The sequence below is a fragment of the Peijinzhouia sedimentorum genome, from assembly GCF_049340005.1.
Taxonomy (GTDB): Bacteria; Bacteroidota; Bacteroidia; order Cytophagales; family Cyclobacteriaceae; genus CAXBDP01.
This window is the reverse complement of the sequence record NZ_JBMPIY010000009.1, coordinates 65,405-81,910: the sequence shown is the minus strand read 5'-3', so window position 1 is coordinate 81,910 and position 16,506 is coordinate 65,405. Positions and strand designations below refer to the sequence as shown.

Annotated in this window: 11 protein-coding genes and 1 tRNA gene; 3 read left to right on the top strand and 9 right to left on the bottom strand. The window is 38.5% G+C overall.

Annotated features, from left to right (window positions below; all coding sequences use genetic code 11):
- Positions 1-6 precede the first annotated feature (6 nt).
- The 3 genes from ACOXY8_RS12615 to ACOXY8_RS12605 form a co-directional block, all read right to left on the bottom strand.
- On the bottom strand, positions 7-2,694 hold the full coding sequence (locus ACOXY8_RS12615) for a cation-translocating P-type ATPase (protein ID WP_458331959.1): 2,688 nt from the start codon (positions 2,692-2,694) through the stop codon (positions 7-9).
- 200 nt (positions 2,695-2,894) lie between these two features.
- Positions 2,895-2,981, bottom strand: a tRNA-Ser gene (locus ACOXY8_RS12610).
- 108 nt (positions 2,982-3,089) lie between these two features.
- The gene (locus ACOXY8_RS12605) at positions 3,090-4,160 is read right to left on the bottom strand and encodes an MBL fold metallo-hydrolase (RefSeq protein WP_458331958.1); all 1,071 of its coding nucleotides are present in this window, start codon (positions 4,158-4,160) and stop codon (positions 3,090-3,092) included.
- 42 nt (positions 4,161-4,202) lie between these two features.
- Here ACOXY8_RS12605 and ACOXY8_RS12600 point away from each other — a divergent pair, with 42 nt between their 5' ends.
- On the top strand, positions 4,203-4,595 hold the full coding sequence (locus ACOXY8_RS12600) for a (deoxy)nucleoside triphosphate pyrophosphohydrolase (protein ID WP_458331957.1): 393 nt from the start codon (positions 4,203-4,205) through the stop codon (positions 4,593-4,595).
- Here ACOXY8_RS12600 and ACOXY8_RS12595 read toward each other — a convergent pair.
- Positions 4,579-5,784, bottom strand: a complete 1,206-nt coding sequence (locus ACOXY8_RS12595) for a hybrid sensor histidine kinase/response regulator (protein WP_458331956.1) — start codon at positions 5,782-5,784, stop codon at positions 4,579-4,581. The genes ACOXY8_RS12600 and ACOXY8_RS12595 overlap by 17 nt on opposite strands.
- A 190-nt stretch (positions 5,785-5,974) precedes the next feature.
- Here ACOXY8_RS12595 and ACOXY8_RS12590 point away from each other — a divergent pair, with 190 nt between their 5' ends.
- Complete coding sequence (locus tag ACOXY8_RS12590; RefSeq protein ID WP_458331955.1) at positions 5,975-8,083, top strand: acylase; 2,109 nt, start codon at positions 5,975-5,977, stop codon at positions 8,081-8,083.
- 164 nt (positions 8,084-8,247) lie between these two features.
- On the opposite strand, the gene ACOXY8_RS12585 is transcribed toward ACOXY8_RS12590, so the two are convergent.
- Positions 8,248-10,329: a prolyl oligopeptidase family serine peptidase gene (locus tag ACOXY8_RS12585; RefSeq protein ID WP_458331954.1), complete on the bottom strand. Its 2,082-nt coding sequence runs from the start codon at positions 10,327-10,329 to the stop codon at positions 8,248-8,250.
- Positions 10,330-10,332: 3 nt separating this feature from the next.
- Complete coding sequence (locus ACOXY8_RS12580; protein WP_458331953.1) at positions 10,333-11,559, bottom strand: parallel beta-helix domain-containing protein; 1,227 nt, start codon at positions 11,557-11,559, stop codon at positions 10,333-10,335.
- A 112-nt stretch (positions 11,560-11,671) separates the two neighbouring features.
- On the opposite strand from ACOXY8_RS12580, the gene ACOXY8_RS12575 reads away from it, so the two are divergent.
- Positions 11,672-13,363 (top strand): Na/Pi cotransporter family protein, encoded by a 1,692-nt coding sequence (locus ACOXY8_RS12575; protein ID WP_458331952.1) that lies wholly within the window; start codon positions 11,672-11,674, stop codon positions 13,361-13,363.
- On the opposite strand, the gene ACOXY8_RS12570 is transcribed toward ACOXY8_RS12575, so the two are convergent.
- The 3 genes from ACOXY8_RS12570 to ACOXY8_RS12560 all read right to left on the bottom strand — a co-directional run bounded on the left by ACOXY8_RS12570 (position 13,360) and on the right by ACOXY8_RS12560 (position 16,496).
- Positions 13,360-14,457 (bottom strand): serine hydrolase domain-containing protein, encoded by a 1,098-nt coding sequence (locus ACOXY8_RS12570; protein ID WP_458331951.1) that lies wholly within the window; start codon positions 14,455-14,457, stop codon positions 13,360-13,362. The genes ACOXY8_RS12575 and ACOXY8_RS12570 overlap by 4 nt on opposite strands.
- 148 nt (positions 14,458-14,605) lie before the next feature.
- Entirely contained in the window at positions 14,606-15,946 is a 1,341-nt protein-coding gene (locus ACOXY8_RS12565) for a hypothetical protein (RefSeq protein ID WP_458331950.1), read from the bottom strand.
- Between the two features lie 13 nt (positions 15,947-15,959).
- Positions 15,960-16,496, bottom strand: coding sequence for a carbonic anhydrase (locus ACOXY8_RS12560; RefSeq protein WP_458331949.1), 537 nt, complete (start codon positions 16,494-16,496; stop codon positions 15,960-15,962).
- Positions 16,497-16,506: the final 10 nt, after the last annotated feature.

Below are 16,506 nucleotides of genomic sequence, written 5' to 3'. Positions count from 1 at the left end.
CACTTTTCAATCATTTTCTCTCTTTCCCATCACCCACTTATAAATCTCACCAAACCAAAGCACAAATGAGCTAAGAAATACCAAAGTGATAAACTCTAAAGCTGAAATGGTTTTGAATTGGAAAAGGGATTGGAAAAAGGGTATTTCGATTATAGAAACGGTAATAATAACAGAAGCAAATAGGGCAAGATTGATATTGCGATTGCTAAATATACCAATGTTGAAAACCGATAATTTCAAGGAACGCATATTTAAAATGTTAAACAGTTGACAAAAAGACATCGTGATAAATGCTGCTGTTCTGGCAATTTCCAAGCCTTCCTCATAATGCCATGCAAATACGCTAATAGTAAGAATGGCCATTAAAGTCACATTGATAATCAGAAACGGCACTATGCTTCGGTTGAGAATTTTCTCTTTATGATTAATCGGTTTTTGCTGCAATACATCACCATGACCTTTTTCTGTAGCCAAAGCAATATCACCCACGCCATCGGTCACCAGATTTAGCCATAGTATCTGAGTAGCTGTGAGTGGGATTGGAAAACCCATCATCGAAGTGGCTAGTAATGTGGTAATTTCAGCAAAATTGGTTGTGACTAGGAAAAAGCTTGTTTGCCGTGTGTTTGTAAATACAATCCGGCCTTCCTCAATTGCATGCACAATACTGGAGAAATTATCATCAGCCAGCACCATTTGAGCCGAATCACGCGCTACATCTGTTCCCATAATGCCCATTGCCACACCTATGTCAGCCTTTTTTAATGCGGGAGCGTCATTCACTCCATCTCCTGTCATGGCAATCAATTCTCCTGATTTTTGCAGAGTTTCAGCAATTCGCAATTTCATATTGGGCGTGAGTCGAGCAAAAACATTCACACTCAGGATTGCTTTTTCGAATTCCTTTTCATCCATTTCTAGCAAATCCACTTCTGTGAGTGCAGCGGTTTTGGCATCTGCATTTGGCTCAAGAATTCCTGTTTCCTTGGCGATTGCGATGGCAGTATTTACATGATCTCCTGTGGCCATTATCACACGTATTCCAGCTTCTTTGCATTTGCTAATTGAATCGGCTACATCTGGCCTTGGTGGATCAATCATTCCTACAATTCCCGCAAAAGTCAAGTTATTCAGTTGATCTGGATCAATTTTGATGGTAGTAGAATCTACATCTAAATAAGCTAAAGCAATTACTCGCATTGCTTCTCCGGACCAAGCTTCAATTTTTGTTTTTATCTGGGTTTTACCCTTAGCATCTAGTTCCTTGATTTCTTTGCTTGTTAATTGGCGGGAGGATTTTTGCAATACCATTTCAGGCGCACCAATTATAAGTATCTGCTTTTTTCCTTCTGAGTTAATCAATGAAGCTCTCATTTTCAGGTCGGAGCTGAAAGGCAAGTCATCAACTCTTTTGCAGTTCCAAGTCTGATTTTGAAAGCCTCCTTTTTTAGCTAATACTTTCAGAGCTCCTTCTGTAGGATCACCGATAAGCTCGAATTTATTGTCTTTTTTATTTATTTGAGCATTGTTACTCCATTCGCAAATTTTGATAAACTGAAGGAATGCAGGCATATTGAGCCCATCAAATTCCTTTTCCAATTGAAAGAATTTACCCTCTGGATTCCATCCTTCTCCGCTTACTTCAATGTCATCCTCACCTGCGATACCAATTTTCTGAACATTCAGGGTATTTTGAGTGAGCGTGCCTGTTTTGTCAGTGATAATAGTGGTGATTGCTCCAATTGTTTCGGTAGCAGTAAATTCTCGCATTATGGCTTTTCGCTTTGCCATACGATTAGCTCCAATTGCCAAAACGATAGATAACACAGCCGGCAAACCTTCCGGAATTGCTGCAACTAATGCTGCAATAGCTATAATTAAGCTTTCTTCTATGGTGGAGCCTTGTGTAAAGTAAACCACAACAAACAATGATAAGGCACTTAAAATGGCAATTACCGCCATTTGCTTTCCAAGAATATCTGTGCGCTTTTGAAAGTTGGTTTTGCCTTGCTTAATGCCGGATAAACTTTGAGCAATTTCTCCAATAGCCGTATTCAATCCTGTGCCAGTAACCACTGCTTTTGCAAAACCTCCCGCCATAAATGTGCTTTTATAAAGCATATTGACTCTATCCGCCATTGGAGTTTCTTGAGCAATAATTTCTTCTCTTTTCCCAACTGGTAAAGATTCACCTGTGAGCGGTCCTTCGATGGTTCTTACATTTTTACATTCAATAAGTCTTGCATCGGCAGGAATACTATCGCCTTCCTCCAAAATGATTATATCTCCTAGTACAAGCTCACGAGCGGGGAGGATTATCATTTCATTGTCTCTCAATACTTTGGTTTTGCTTACCAAAATACTTTTTAGCGAAGCAACTGCTTTGTTTGCTCTTATTTGTTGAGAAAAGCCAATAGTAGCATTTATAAGTATTACTGCAAAGATTACATAGGCATCAATTGCATGATCGCTGAGCAATGAGATAATGGCGGCAACAAGCAATACTCCGACTAGAAGACTTTTGAATTGCTTGAACAAGAGCATTAAAATACTCTGCTGTCCAGCTTCAGGAATTTCATTATACCCATACTGCAATCGACGCTTCTCAACTTCACTTTGGTTTAGGCCTTCTTTATCAGCCTTTAGTTTACTTAGTGCTTCTTCAAAAGATAAGGAATGCCATTGTTGCTCCATTGATTCAGATTTAATCGATCACTAAAATTAAAAAGGAATTTCTGGGTTTGAGGTGATTAAAGTCAGGGTTTGGGAGCCAAATAGCCTTTCAGTAAAATATTAATGAAGTCGGAGTTATGATGGAGGGATTTTATTGGATTATCTTTTAACTAGTTATTTAAAAAAAATAACCCACTGAAATTCAGTGGGTTATTTTGGTGCGGAGAGGGGGGGATTCGAACCCCCGGTACCCTTACGAGTACGACAGTTTAGCAAACTGTTGGTTTCAGCCACTCACCCACCTCTCCTTAGAAAGATTCGTGCTTTGCCGAATGGACTGCAAATATAGAATAGTAGATTCTTATTTTTCAATTTTCTGGACAAAAATCTAGCAATAAGCAATAACCAATTTACTGTCAGGGCATTATTTTTGGAATTTCCCAACTCTCGCCATTTCTGAGGAGTTTAAACTTGCCATCTTGGCTATTTTCTTTTGCCAATATCTCTTTCAATTCATTTTCTGGGTCGAATTGCCCATCATCGGCCAGAGGGAATGTGCCAAAGTGGATAGGAATGCCATAGCTTGCATTTACATCTTTGTATATCTGATAGCCTTCTGCTGGATCGGTATGTACAGGGGACATAAACCAGCGTGGCTTATAGGCTCCAATAGGTACCATTGCTAAGCGCATTTCGTCGAAGCGTTCCCCAATTTCCTTAAAAATAGGAGCGTAGCCCGTATCACCACCAAAGAAAATATTTCCTCCCGCTGTTTTTATTACATAACTACACCACAAAGTCTTATCTCTATCAAAAAACCCTCGACCAGAGAAGTGTTGCGCTGGCGTTGCAATTATTTCAATTTCATCCAAAATAGTGCTATCCCACCAGTCCATTGCTATCACATTTGCAACACCTTGCTTTTTGATAAATAGGTCTATTCCTAATGGAGCAATGAATTTTGGTGAAAATGCCCTGTTTAGCATAAGGATACTTTGCACATCTAAATGGTCGTAATGGTTGTGGCTATAAATTACTACATCTATTTGCGGAAGATCTTCGAACGGTACACCAACAGCTTTTTGCCTCTTAGGGCCAAGAAATGAAATAGGACTAGTACGCTCCGACCAAATTGGATCAAATAGGATGTTGACTCCTTGCGTCTGTACCAAAACTGTAGCGTGATTGATAAAGGTGATTTTCAATTCATCGCCAAATATTCTTGGCTCAATTGGATCAGCAGTGATACTTGATAGATCCTCCCGCCATTCACCTTGATCGCGGCTTGTCATCCATTTCAACACATCCAAAAAGCCCTTGGAGGCAGGCGCTTCCCATGGATGAATAAATTTATTTCCATCAAAATGATCTGTAACTGGCCCTTTATAAACAGGTGCCGTATATAGCCATCCTAAAAAAAATACCGCAGTGGTTAGTGTAAAAGCCAAAAACAGCATAGATTTCAAAAAATATTGTAATTTCTTCATCAAGATAAATAAGTGATTTTGTAGATATTATGTTTAAGGATAATGATAAAGGTAAGTTGTGCAATAATTGAAATGAAAGGTTTGGTATTAGTTTGCCAAAGAAGTGATAAAATGGACTTGCCAGGTAAATGGGAATTCCCAGGTGGAAAATTGCGGGAGGGTGAAAGTGCTGAAGGTTCTATTGTTCGAGAGATCATGGAGGAGCTTTCTGTTACAATCGAAATTTTGGAAAAAATGCCCAGTCATCAGCATAAATACCAAGACAAAGGTATTGAATTAATCCCTTTCAGAGCGAAAATTACTTCAGGCGAGATTCGCTTGACTGAACATAAAGATTTTCAATGGTTAGAAGCAATTGAATTGCCACTATTGGATTGGGCAGATGCGGATATACCTATTGTTATAGATTACTTGGTGCTTATAAGGTCTCAATAGGTGAGAATTTGGTATGAATAGATACTGGAATTCTGAACTGGAAAGTTGTGCCTTTGTCCAACTCACTTTCGAAGGAGAGCTCTCCACCTTGTACTTCTAAGCTTTTCTTGATGATTGCCATGCCTAATCCAGTGCCTTCTTTTGGGCCTACATTGGAGCCTCTAAAGAATCTATCGAATAGCTTGGCCTGATCCTTTTGAGGTATACCTATGCCATAATCCTTCACAGTGCAATACAACCACCCATTTTCGGTTTTTAATTCTACTTCTATGATTGTGCCATCCTTGCTATAATTAGCTGCATTTGCCAATAAATTTGAAAGAACTTGATGAAATAATTCTTTGTCGATATAGTGCTCGTCTTGATCTAAATCAATTGATTTTTTAAGGCTATGCTTGCGACAAATTCCATGTGTTATATCATCAAAAAAAGTATCTAGATATTTATTTAGGTTGATTATTTCAGGGCTGTAGGAAATTTTTACGGAGTCCGCTTTATCTATATACAAAATCTCATTTAAGAGGTCATTCAAGTGCTTCACACTGTTTTGAATTCTCAGAGAGTGTTTCAAGATCCTACTCAAATCACCATTCATTTCGATGTTTTTATCAATTAACTCCGCGGAGGAATTGATAGTTGTAAGAGGAGTCTTAAATTGATGAGACACATTGGTGACAATCAATGATTTGAACTCATTCAGCTCTTTTTCTTTTTCAAGAGCCTTCTTTAAATCATTGTTGGCCACTTGTAGTTCTTTGGTTCGCTGCTTTACTTTTACATCTAATTCCTTATTCAGGTTTTTGAGCTTACGTTCGAGCAAATCTTTGGTCAATGCCATCTCCACCACAATATTAATTTCACGTGGGTTTACAGGCTTCAATATGTAACCATTTGCATTAGATGCTACGGCTTTTTTGATGGTAGCCTGGTCGTCGGATGCGGTTACGAATATTACAGGAATATCACACTCTCTTTTAATAATATCGGCTGCGGTAATCCCATCCATACCACCCGGTAAGCCAATATCCATCATTATCAGATTTGGTTTTTCTTTTTTTGCTAAAGCAATTGATTCTTCACCATTATTTACCACACCTATTACCTTATGACCAAGCTCTTCCAAGGCTTTTTTGAGCATCAATGCTTGTACCGGTTCGTCTTCAGTAATGAGTATTTTAGTCGGATTCATATCCCAATCTATATTTGTTAGATTTATTAAATCTTTAGCAAAAAGTATTTATCTAGGCAGACAAATGAGTTTTTTCTGATTCTTTGAAAGGCTTTTTTAAAACCAATTGCTAAAATACTTCACAAATCCTTAACAACTTTATCTCTTTAGTTTTTATTTTTCAAATTGTATTCTCAATGCTATTTACCTTATGCCCAATTATCTAAAATCCTTTATAAAGAATTGCTCTTTAATAATCAGCCTATTAGTTGTTGTAGGTTGCACTACGAGTTATGAACCATCCAACTATGATATTTCTCAAATTCAGATTGCAAGAGATACGTATGGTGTGCCGCATATTTTTGGTGAAACGGATGCTGATGTAGCTTACGGTTTAGCATGGGCGCATGCGGAGGACGATTTCGAAACTATCCAAAAAACGATGTTGGCTGGAAAAGCAATGCTGGGGAGAACATTTGGAAAGGATGCTGCACCTGTTGATTTTTTCGTGCATTTACTTGAAACTCGTGAGCTTGCCAAGGCCAATTATTCCACTGCGCTATCGGCAGAGTTTAGAGCGTTAGTGGAAGCTTATGCGCATGGCATGAATGATTTCGCACTTGCTTATCCAGATAGAGTTTGGAATAAGCGCGCCTTTCCAGTAATGCCAGAAGATATTTTGAGTGCTTACATTCTTTCGCTTGCTCAAATGTCTGGCGCAGATGGAGCGATTCAGCAAATAGTGGAGGGTACGATCGAAGATAATTTACCTCCCGCAGAAAATGTGGGGTCTAATGCTATTGCCATTCATTCTTCCCGCACATTTTCTGGTGAGAATTTCTTGGCGATCAATTCTCATCAACCGCTTGAAGGGCCTGTGGCTTGGTATGAAGCGCATTTGCATAGCGAAGAAGGCTGGAATATATTGGGTGGGCTTTTCCCAGGTGGTACAACTATTTTCCATGGTGTAAATGAGCATCTTGGCTGGGCACATACCGTCAATTATCCTGATAAATTGGACGTATATAAATTGGAAATAAATCCTGAGAATAATTTACAATATCGATTTGATAATGAATGGATTGAATTGGAAGAGAAGCGTGTTTGGTTGAAAGTGAAAATGTGGGATTTTATTACTATCCCAGTGCCTCGAAAAGTATGGAAAAGTGTATATGGCCCAACCATGCAAACCGAAACAGGAACATATAGTATTCGCACTGGCGCATTGCTTGATGTGAGAGGAGCCGAGCAATGGTATTTTATGAACAAGGCCACAAACTATAGTGAATTTAACGCTGCCATGAGCAGAATGACGCTTACGGGGTTCAATACCATTTACGCCGATCGCTATGATAGCATTTTCTTTGTGAGTAATGCATTATTGCCAAAACGTAAACAAGGCTTTAATTGGACCGGCGTATTGCAAGGAAATTCATCAGAGAATTTGTGGACTGAATTTCATGATTTTGATGAATTACCACAACAGGTAAATCCACCATCAGGATATTTGTACAATACCAATCATACGCCATTTGGAGCTTCTTCAATAACAGATAATCTAAGCCCAGCGCAATTCCCAGCCGAAATGGATTATAAGCGGGAGGATAATAATAGGTCACTTCGTTTTAGAGAAATAATGCCTGATACAGGTTTGTTAAGTTATGAGCAATTCAAAGAAATAAAGTTCGATAAGACGCTGCCCGAAACACTTGCCTACCAAACTAATGTGGAAGCGCTATTTGCTTTAGAGGCAAGTGAATTTCCAGAAATCGCCAAGCAAATAGAAGCACTCAAAAGTTGGGACAAAACTGCCAAAGCAGATAGTGATGGAGCGGCAATATTCGCTTTTAGCTATTATCATATTCGCGATAATACTACCGAACAAAATCTCGATCCAAAGCGTGCTATTGATCAATCTGAGGCAGTTAATACATTGAAAGCAGCTAAAGCACATTTTCTCCAACATTTTGGAGATGAGCTTGTAAGCTTAGGGGCTTATCAGAATTTAACGCGCAATGGAAAATCTCTTCCGGTATTCGGAATTCCAGATGTTATTTCTGCAATGAGAAGTGAATCACCGGAAGCTGGAGTGCGCAAAGCCGAGCAAGGTGAGTCTTATATAATGATGGTTCGTTTTGGCGAGAATGGACCGATTATAGAAACTGTAAGTCCGTTTGGAGCATCTAATCAGCCTAATAGTCCGCATCACACCGATCAGATGGAGCTTTTCGTAAATCAGCAATTAAAACCAATGACTTTGAATAAGGAGGAGGTTTTGAAAAATGCGAAACGAATTTATAGGCCTGAAAAACAAGAATAGCATAATAAGTCTCCTCTTGAGAGGAGATTAGAGGTGTGTTTTCAGGCAGTTCTTTGAATGTCCTTATAGCATTTGGAATTGTTTTGCGGGAGGTTGTTTTGCGCATCAATTTAAACCGCAATCGATTCGTGGGATAAAGAATGCTTCGCTCCATTGGAGCTAAATCATTCCTTATTTTTCAAAAAGCGCTCAAAGAAATCTGCCGTGGCTTTGTAGGCATTTACCCAATTGCGATGCAATAGGAAACCATGTACATCGTCTGGATAAATTAACTGTTCGAAGTACACCTCTCGTTTGCGTAGGGCTTCTGCCAAATCTACTGTTTCGCTAAAGGGCACATTGCGATCATCATCTGCATGGATTAGCAATACCGGTGATTTCCAGCCATCGATAAAGCTCATAGGAGAGGATTCAAAGGCTTTTTTAGCTACTTCGGCTTCTTGCTGAGGATTGTAGTCAGATCGAAAGTTTCTGATAACGACATTCCAATTGTGTACACCATGGAAATCTACGCCTGCGGCAAAAATATCCGAATTGCGAGCCAAGCCCATAGCCGTAAGATATCCTCCATAAGATCCACCCCAAAGCCCGATACGCGTATTATCTACATCTTGTCTTTGTTGTAAAAGTTTGCCAGCCGCTAGCACATCTCTGTATTCGCTTGCGCCATTTGCACCGTAATTTTGGGCTTCGCGAAATTCCATGCCGTAGCCAATTCCGCTTCGGTAATTCACTGCCATTACCAAATAGCCTTGACTCGCCAAATATTGGTTCATTGCATAAGCATTGTGATAATAACCTCTGTCGTGGAAACCTAAATACATTTGACGTCTAGAACCTCCGTGGAAAAATAGCAATGCAGGATATTCTTTATTTGAGTCGTAATTGGCAGGTTTGAAAAGCTGTGCATGCATATCTAAGCCATCTTCGGCTTTAAATATAATTTGCTCAGGTTCTACCATTGCTTTAGTAGGGTAGTCATTCGGAAAAATACCGGGTCTTAATGGTTCAGGCATGCCTTCATCATTTACAAAAGCTGCAAAAGCAGGTTGCCTCGGTCCGGATACTAGCATGGCGATATCACCATCGGAATTCACAACTGGCGACCACTCCAAGCCATTGCCTTTGGTGATTGCTTGTGGAGTGCCGTTAGCTATATCCACTTTCCAAATATGCTGTCTGTCAATATCGTCTTGATTGGAAGAATAGACCATTGCTTTTCGGTCTGGAGTCATACTTACATATTGTACTTCGAATTTGCCGGGAGTAAGTAGCCTAGCATTTCCTCCCGCTGATTTAATTGCATACAAATGCAGCCAACCATCTCCTTCCCAAGGGAATACGATCTGATCATCTGCACTCCAAAATAATTGATTATCAGCAGATATACTCCAGAAGAAACTGCCATTTCCTTTATTTGCTTTCCAAATTTCTTTGGTTTCATTATTTTCCATATTATGCACCATAATACTCCAAGGCAAGCCTTCTCTTCTTTCTACAAAAGGCAATAAACCAGATTGCTGAGGAGTGCGAGTAAAGGCGATTTTGTTTCCATCTGGCGACCAAATAGGATTTCGGTCTTGATCGACACTTGGCGAGATGTATTCAACTTTTTGCATAGCCAAATCGAAAATGCCGATATAGCTATGTGTACCTCGGCTACTTATAAAAGCCAATTTGCTACCATCGGGCGACCATTGTGGAGAACTTGCGCTACCTCGAATAGAGAAAAGTCGGGAGGGATTTTTTTCGGTATTCAATTCTTTTGCCCATACTTGGCCACCTTTCAGAAAGCTCAGCCATTTGCCGTCAGGTGAGAAACTTGGATTACTGCCTTCTGCTATTAAATCTGCACCGCGACCTACAAAAGGCAATAGATAAATTTCTCTCTTGGCTGGTTCTATTTCACTAGTTGGGTTTGGAATTTCACCTTGACGGTTGCCTCCTCCACCTCTTACATAAGCGATATAATTCCCATCTGGAGAGAAGGTCAGTTCTCCAAGAGCCTGGCCATCATCTTCCAAAAAACTCACTAGGGACTTTCCGCTAAATCTTGGGCCTTCTGCTACGTAAATACTGCGTTTGCCTTGATGATTTTCTGTCCAAGCTACACGAGCCATACTTGGCGAAGCCACCAAATTTTCTGGGAAACTATAATTCATTGCTTCCTCAATAGTAAAACTCTGACTGTAAGAAATTGAAAATGAGGAAATAAAAATAAGACTAATAAAGAAAAACTGCTTCATGGTTTATTGGATTTGAGCTGGGTTTTGAAAGGTAATAGGAGGGTTGTCGCAAATCACTTCCATTGGGTTCATTCTCATATTTTGGAATTCATTCGGCGCATCCATATTAGCAATTGTTGCATCGCCATTGTCTTTGATGCAAATACTTCCTTCCTGTCCCGGTTCCACAAATCCATCGAAAGCGATATCTGGAATATTATTGCCAAACACACCAGCAATTAGTTGTCCCATTTCCTTACTCAAATCTGGGTTTGGAGCTTGCGTATTCACAAATTTGTTGTTGTAAAATGAAATCTGCGAGCTGAAGGGATTGTAATCCATATCGTTGATTGGTAAGCCTGTAATTAGATAAGAAATCACACAAGCATTGATCGTTTGGTTATCGCCGATTTCATTGTCGAATACTTCCACTTCGCGGTAGGCCATAATCATAAATCCAACGCCAGAAGGAATCATTGCCACGGTATTACCTTCCATGCCAAAGTTTGGATGATTGTTTGCAAATACCTTATTCCTATAAGCTCTTATTCTACGTCCATTTTTCTTTGGTATATCCGGCAAATCAAATATCATCAAACCACCGGTATTTCCGGTAGCTACATTTTCATAAACTTCTACATCATCTGAATTTTCGATTTCAATACCCGCTACATTGTTTTCAGCGTGATTGTTTCTAATGATTACACCCACCGATTGGCCTACATAAATTCCTGCATCGGAGGCATTATAGGCTTGGCAGCCTTCCATTAAGATATTTTTGCTCATGACCGGGTAGAGACCATACGCACCGTTTTCTTCGTGCGGGCCTCTCGTCCAAGTTACTTTGATATTGCGCAATATCACTGTGTCTGAGTCATGAACTTTAATAGCATCTCCTTTGGAATCTTGCACCGTCATATCTTGAATGGTAATATTATTTCCTCTAAAATTTAGTCCTTCTGCTCCATCAGTTTGATTGGCGAATGAAAGGATAGTTTTGTCAATACCCGCTCCAAGGAAAGTGATTCCAAATTCACTATCAAATGACAAAACATTAGTGAAATCAAAAGTGCCTTCTCCCAGCTGAATGGTGTCTCCAGGTTCGGCCATTATAAGTGCTCGCTGTATTTCAGCTGAGCTTTCTATGCTAGGCATTATTATCAATGATTTTTCCTCTTGTTTTTCTGAACAGGCAGAAAATAAGATTATTGCAATGAGGGCAGTTAAGGAAGACTTAAAGGTGTTTTTCATGGTTGGCTGATTTGATTGTTAAAATTTAAGCAAATGCATTAATACTTGCAATTAATTATTCTATCATCACTTACATATTGGTTTCGACTAATCTTAACATTACTTTTAATGTATGTGGGAATTATTTGATCATTGGCAGTTTTTGGCTGGCTTAGGTATTTTCCTCTTCGGCATGCACGAATTGGAAGCAAGCTTGGAAGTATTGGGAGGTAAAGCTTTCCGTCGATTCCTTCGCAATTCCACTAAGAAACCTGTTTATGCAATTTTCACAGGCGCCTTCTCTACAGCAGTATTACAAAGCAGTTCGGTCGTTACTTTAATGCTTTTGGCTTTTGTGGGTGCTGGAATCATTAGCTTTCAAAATTCTATTGGTGTTGTCCTGGGGGCTAATTTGGGTACCACCTTTACAGGTTGGTTGGTTGCAATTTTTGGTTTTTCCTTTAAGATTGAAGCCTTCTCCCTCCCGCTTATTGCTGTGGGTTCATTAGGTAGGGCATTTACTACAAGTAATGAGAAATTGCTTCACATTTTCCAACTAATTGCCGGTTTTGGCTTTTTGTTTTTTGGTTTAGATTTTATGAAATCCAGTATCGATGAGTTGGCCTCGCAAATGGATCTGAGTCAGTTTACAAGCTATGGAAATTTTGTGTTTCTACTTGTGGGTTTGGTTTTTACTGCCATTGTACAATCCAGTTCTGCTACTATTGTAATTGCGCTTAGTATGCTCAATGCTGGAATTATTCCTTTTGTGGCTGCAGGTAGTTTGGTAATTGGAGCTAATCTCGGAACCACGATTACAATAATCATAGGATCATTGGGGAAAGGATTTGTAGCCAAAAAGCGGGTGGCATTTGCTCATTTGTTCTTCAATATTATTACTGCTGCGGTAGCCTTTCCAATTTTGAGTTTAATGGTTTGGTTTATCCAAGATATATTGGACGTAGATAATCCGCTGTATGCACTTACGGCATTTCACACTATATTTAATGTAATTGGTGTATTGATTTTTTTACCCTTTATAAAGGCCTTTGCTAGATTTTTGGAAAGGTTGGTGAAGGATAAAAAAGTGACTATTTCAGAATATATAAGTAAACTTTTGCCTAATGACCCAGAGGCTTCTATCGCCGCTTTAGAAAAAGAAATTGGCCACATGATGGAAACGGTGATTCAGCTAAATGCACATGCGCTCCAAATGAGTGGCACGGGTATTTTAAAGCGGGAGGATAATGCAGCCACGAATCATAAATTGCGGTGGATGGAGAAGAGGAGTTTCATTTCTATTTACCAGGAAATCAAAACCCTTGAAGTAGAAATACTTCATTTCTACTCTGAGTTGCAAAAGCAGAAAATCAATGAAGTGGAGGCTGAAAGATTATCCGAGTTCATGAGTGCTGTGCGTAACCTTGTCTATTCAGCAAAGAGTATGAAAGATATACTTCATAATATCAATGAATTAGACAACTTAGATAAAGCGGCTATTCAAGATAAAGTAATTCAAATTCAGCTATTTCAAGAAGAGTTTTATCATGAGGTTTATCGTATTTCTACACCTCCCGCTAATCCCAGTGAGCTGAGTGAGCTGCAAACCTTAATGCATAAAAGTAAGCTGAGATACAATTCATTTACTAATGATATTTACCAAGATATTTCTGCTGGTATAATCAATGAAGAGCAAGTTTCTACTCTTTTGCGAGTGAATAGAGAGGTTTATAATTCAAATAAATTTTTACTTAGGGCAGTATCCCTTTATTCAGATTTTCACAAGATTGAGGGCGATTTAGACGAGTTTCCGGAATTTCGCTAATTACACCTCAAAGCAGCAATTTTTTGCCAAAGATCATTTTCATAACTGCCAGAAAAATCTCTTGGAATACCTGAATCATCACCAAGACGAACGATGACCATATTTTCAGAAGGCACCACAAATAGACATTGATCATTAGCTCCCAATCCTGCGATCATATCCAAAGGGGCGGTCGGCACCAACGTGCGAGCAACGGCACTGCTCGAGCCGGGCAACATCAATCTAGATTTGCCATTGAGCCACCATAAATATCCATAGGCTGGATTCATGCTTTGGGATGTTTTGGTCATTTGGTCGAAATAGCCTTTGTCAATAAGAATGTCTTCATTTGCCCATTTTCCACGATTTAGGGCGAGTAATCCAAACCTGGCCATACTTCTAGCATTGCTCGTGAATATACGAGTTGATCCTAAATTGATATAAGAACCATTCATGCCTATTTTACTTAAGATATTGCTATTTGCAAACAGGTTTATATTCTGGTTCGAAGCATTTTCTATTACATTGGTAAGTAGTGTATAAGGAGCATTATGATAATACCACTGCGAGCCTGGAGCAGCTCTGAAAGTGAGGCACTCAGGATCTATGCAATTCAAATTCTCCACCTCATAATCCAAGCCTGTGGTCATAGAGAGCTGGTTTTGAATAGTGATCTGATTTTCCTGCTCGCTAGTCAAACTTGTCCAACCTTGACCTAAATAATCGGAGGTAGGATCGTTGATATTGAGTAATGCTTGATCTTGGGCAATACCTACCAGAAATGCAGTCATTGTTTTACCTGCTGATGCCCAATACCAGTTATTTTGAGCACCAAAACCATCAAAATACCATTCCACTACAATTTTACCATCTTTTAGAATGATAAAAGCTTTGCTATTTGTAGTAGACAAAAAGGCTTGCAAATCATTAAGTGAGTTGGTGCACCAACCTAAATCGCTTGGTGGCATTTGTTCCCAAGTATTCTGATTAGCGGGAGGGAAATATAATTCACTTTCTATTTCAGGTTGTATAGTTCCTTCATCGCAAGCTGTTAATAGGCTTGTCAAAACCAGAGAAATAGTGATTAAGATAGTGTGTAAAGAAGCTTTTATCATAATATGCAATAACGAGTTTTGCTGTAAATTGATTAAAATAAAGAAGAGTATAAATGCTCCTCTTTATTTTAAATAAACAAATGTAATCTGTTTACGCAATAATATAATTAAAACTATTGATTGTACGATAAAAGCCTCAGACTAAATACTAAATAGAAATTTGTGTTTGAAGAGTGAACATACTTTTGCGAGAAACCAATGTAAAATCTTGAGATGCATCAATACCAAAAATAGGCCTACTTTGATAATTCAATGAAATTTTAGATCTGTGCCCTTCAATTAACCAATTGAATCCTGCCTCATACATCAACATGGGATTGTTTAATAATTCGAAATTAGAATACTGTGTAGCTACATAAGGTTGGATTGTGCCAAAATCTCTAAGAAGATTTTGCTTTAGTAAGTATCCGAATTGGGCATAAATTGTATTACCAGTGCCGATAATAGGAAAGGAATTGCCCGAGCCATTGAAGCTACCATTACTATTAATTCCATTTGCAGGATTCATCACTCCTAGATTTCGAACATAATTTTTACCGTAGTCAGTGTAGCTAATAGAGCCATAGGCAGTGAATGCAGTTCCTTTCTTACTATTTAATGGTAAATCGTAAAAGACATCCAATGCAAATAGACCTAGGTTAGTATTCAAAGAATCACCCAAATTAGTTAAGTGCCACATAGCATCTTTTTGTGTAATAAACCCAGCACCAAAATTCAAAATATGTTTTTTCCCTAAATAGGTTCCAACATTATAAGGGGTTAAGTTAGACTCTTTATCTTTGAGTTGAACCATGAAATAACCCTGAAACTGAAGTTTAGCAGGTTTTGGAGAAAATAATGAATTCTCTTGGATGGTTGATTTCTGTGCTGTTGAATTTTGAATGACCATAGGGTCACTTATGGCTATTCGGTAATCCAGCTTACCCAATTTTCCTTTTGCATAAAGACTAAATTTTCTCAAGAATTGATCATTGATGTCATTTGTAGATTGTTGATATAAGGGTGCATCTAAGGTTAAAATACTCCCCACCGAAGGAGACGCATAGCGTGACAACCCACTCCAACCAGTAAGTCCAGATCCAAGGGATAACTTTTGATCAACTATTTTGAGTTCAGTGACAGCATCTAAAAAAAACAGCCCTTGCTTACGAGGGCTAATGTAATTTATGTTATTAGTCCCAAATTGGGTGTAAACAAAAATTTTATCTGAGATTTGACCAAATAATTGAATTCTTGTTCTTCTTAATCCTAAATCTAAAGTGTTATTTTTTGAAGTCTCAAAAACAGTAGTACCGGGATTGCTCTCATTATATCTTATCCATATTTGATTGAGAAATGTGGCTTTTAAATAATGAGATCCATCTTGATTTAAATACATAACTAACTCTTTTCTTTCCTTGTCTTCATCTTTATCAAGTATGGATTGTGCCAGAAGCTTGTTTGTGATTAGAAAAAAGAATAGGATAAAAATAATTTTGATTGATTTCATATTTTCAGTAGAGTTAATTTAGATTGACAGGTAGTTCCACAGCAAGCTGTTGATCTACCTCTAATACTTTGCAGTCGTTGAAATCATCTATGATTATTCCTTTTACAGAGATTGGAAATTCTTCTAAAAGAATTTGGAAATAAGGCGACTTCAATAAGTTATTGATTTGAATAGCAATATGATACTCCATTATTTTAGTAATTGAGTTCTTGTTTCCATTGGAGAGACTTCCAAATGCGGATTCTAAATGCAATAGTTTTTCTTTAGTGTCTTGCCAATAACTTGCTTCGATATTACTGTCCATAATATGAGATAGCATACAGCAATTTGCATGACCAGCAACGATTATCTGCCTTACATTTTCTTGTTCCAAATAGTGCTTAAAAAAGCTTGCTTCAAAACCTGTTCTTGCGCTTACAATGTTGGCAAAGGCAGTAGTTACTATGTATTTATCACTTTTGATCAAGCCGTTTAGTGCATAGCAATCATTGCAGCATATAAACATTGTTTTTTCTTCAGTATTTCTTATAAATTGATTCAGATTTTTCATGATGGACATT

Bases quoted from the DNA above. Each gene is read 5' to 3' on its own strand.
- ACOXY8_RS12615 (WP_458331959.1), bottom strand. From the start codon at position 2,694: ATGGAGCAACAATGGCATTCCTTATCTTTTGAAGAAGCACTAAGTAAA.
- ACOXY8_RS12605 (WP_458331958.1), bottom strand. From the start codon at position 4,160: ATGAAGAAATTACAATATTTTTTGAAATCTATGCTGTTTTTGGCTTTT.
- ACOXY8_RS12600 (WP_458331957.1), top strand. From the start codon at position 4,203: ATGATAAAGGTAAGTTGTGCAATAATTGAAATGAAAGGTTTGGTATTA.
- ACOXY8_RS12595 (WP_458331956.1), bottom strand. From the start codon at position 5,784: ATGAATCCGACTAAAATACTCATTACTGAAGACGAACCGGTACAAGCA.
- ACOXY8_RS12590 (WP_458331955.1), top strand. From the start codon at position 5,975: ATGCCCAATTATCTAAAATCCTTTATAAAGAATTGCTCTTTAATAATC.
- ACOXY8_RS12585 (WP_458331954.1), bottom strand. From the start codon at position 10,329: ATGAAGCAGTTTTTCTTTATTAGTCTTATTTTTATTTCCTCATTTTCA.
- ACOXY8_RS12580 (WP_458331953.1), bottom strand. From the start codon at position 11,559: ATGAAAAACACCTTTAAGTCTTCCTTAACTGCCCTCATTGCAATAATC.
- ACOXY8_RS12575 (WP_458331952.1), top strand. From the start codon at position 11,672: ATGTGGGAATTATTTGATCATTGGCAGTTTTTGGCTGGCTTAGGTATT.
- ACOXY8_RS12570 (WP_458331951.1), bottom strand. From the start codon at position 14,457: ATGATAAAAGCTTCTTTACACACTATCTTAATCACTATTTCTCTGGTT.
- ACOXY8_RS12565 (WP_458331950.1), bottom strand. From the start codon at position 15,946: ATGAAATCAATCAAAATTATTTTTATCCTATTCTTTTTTCTAATCACA.
- ACOXY8_RS12560 (WP_458331949.1), bottom strand. From the start codon at position 16,496: ATGAAAAATCTGAATCAATTTATAAGAAATACTGAAGAAAAAACAATG.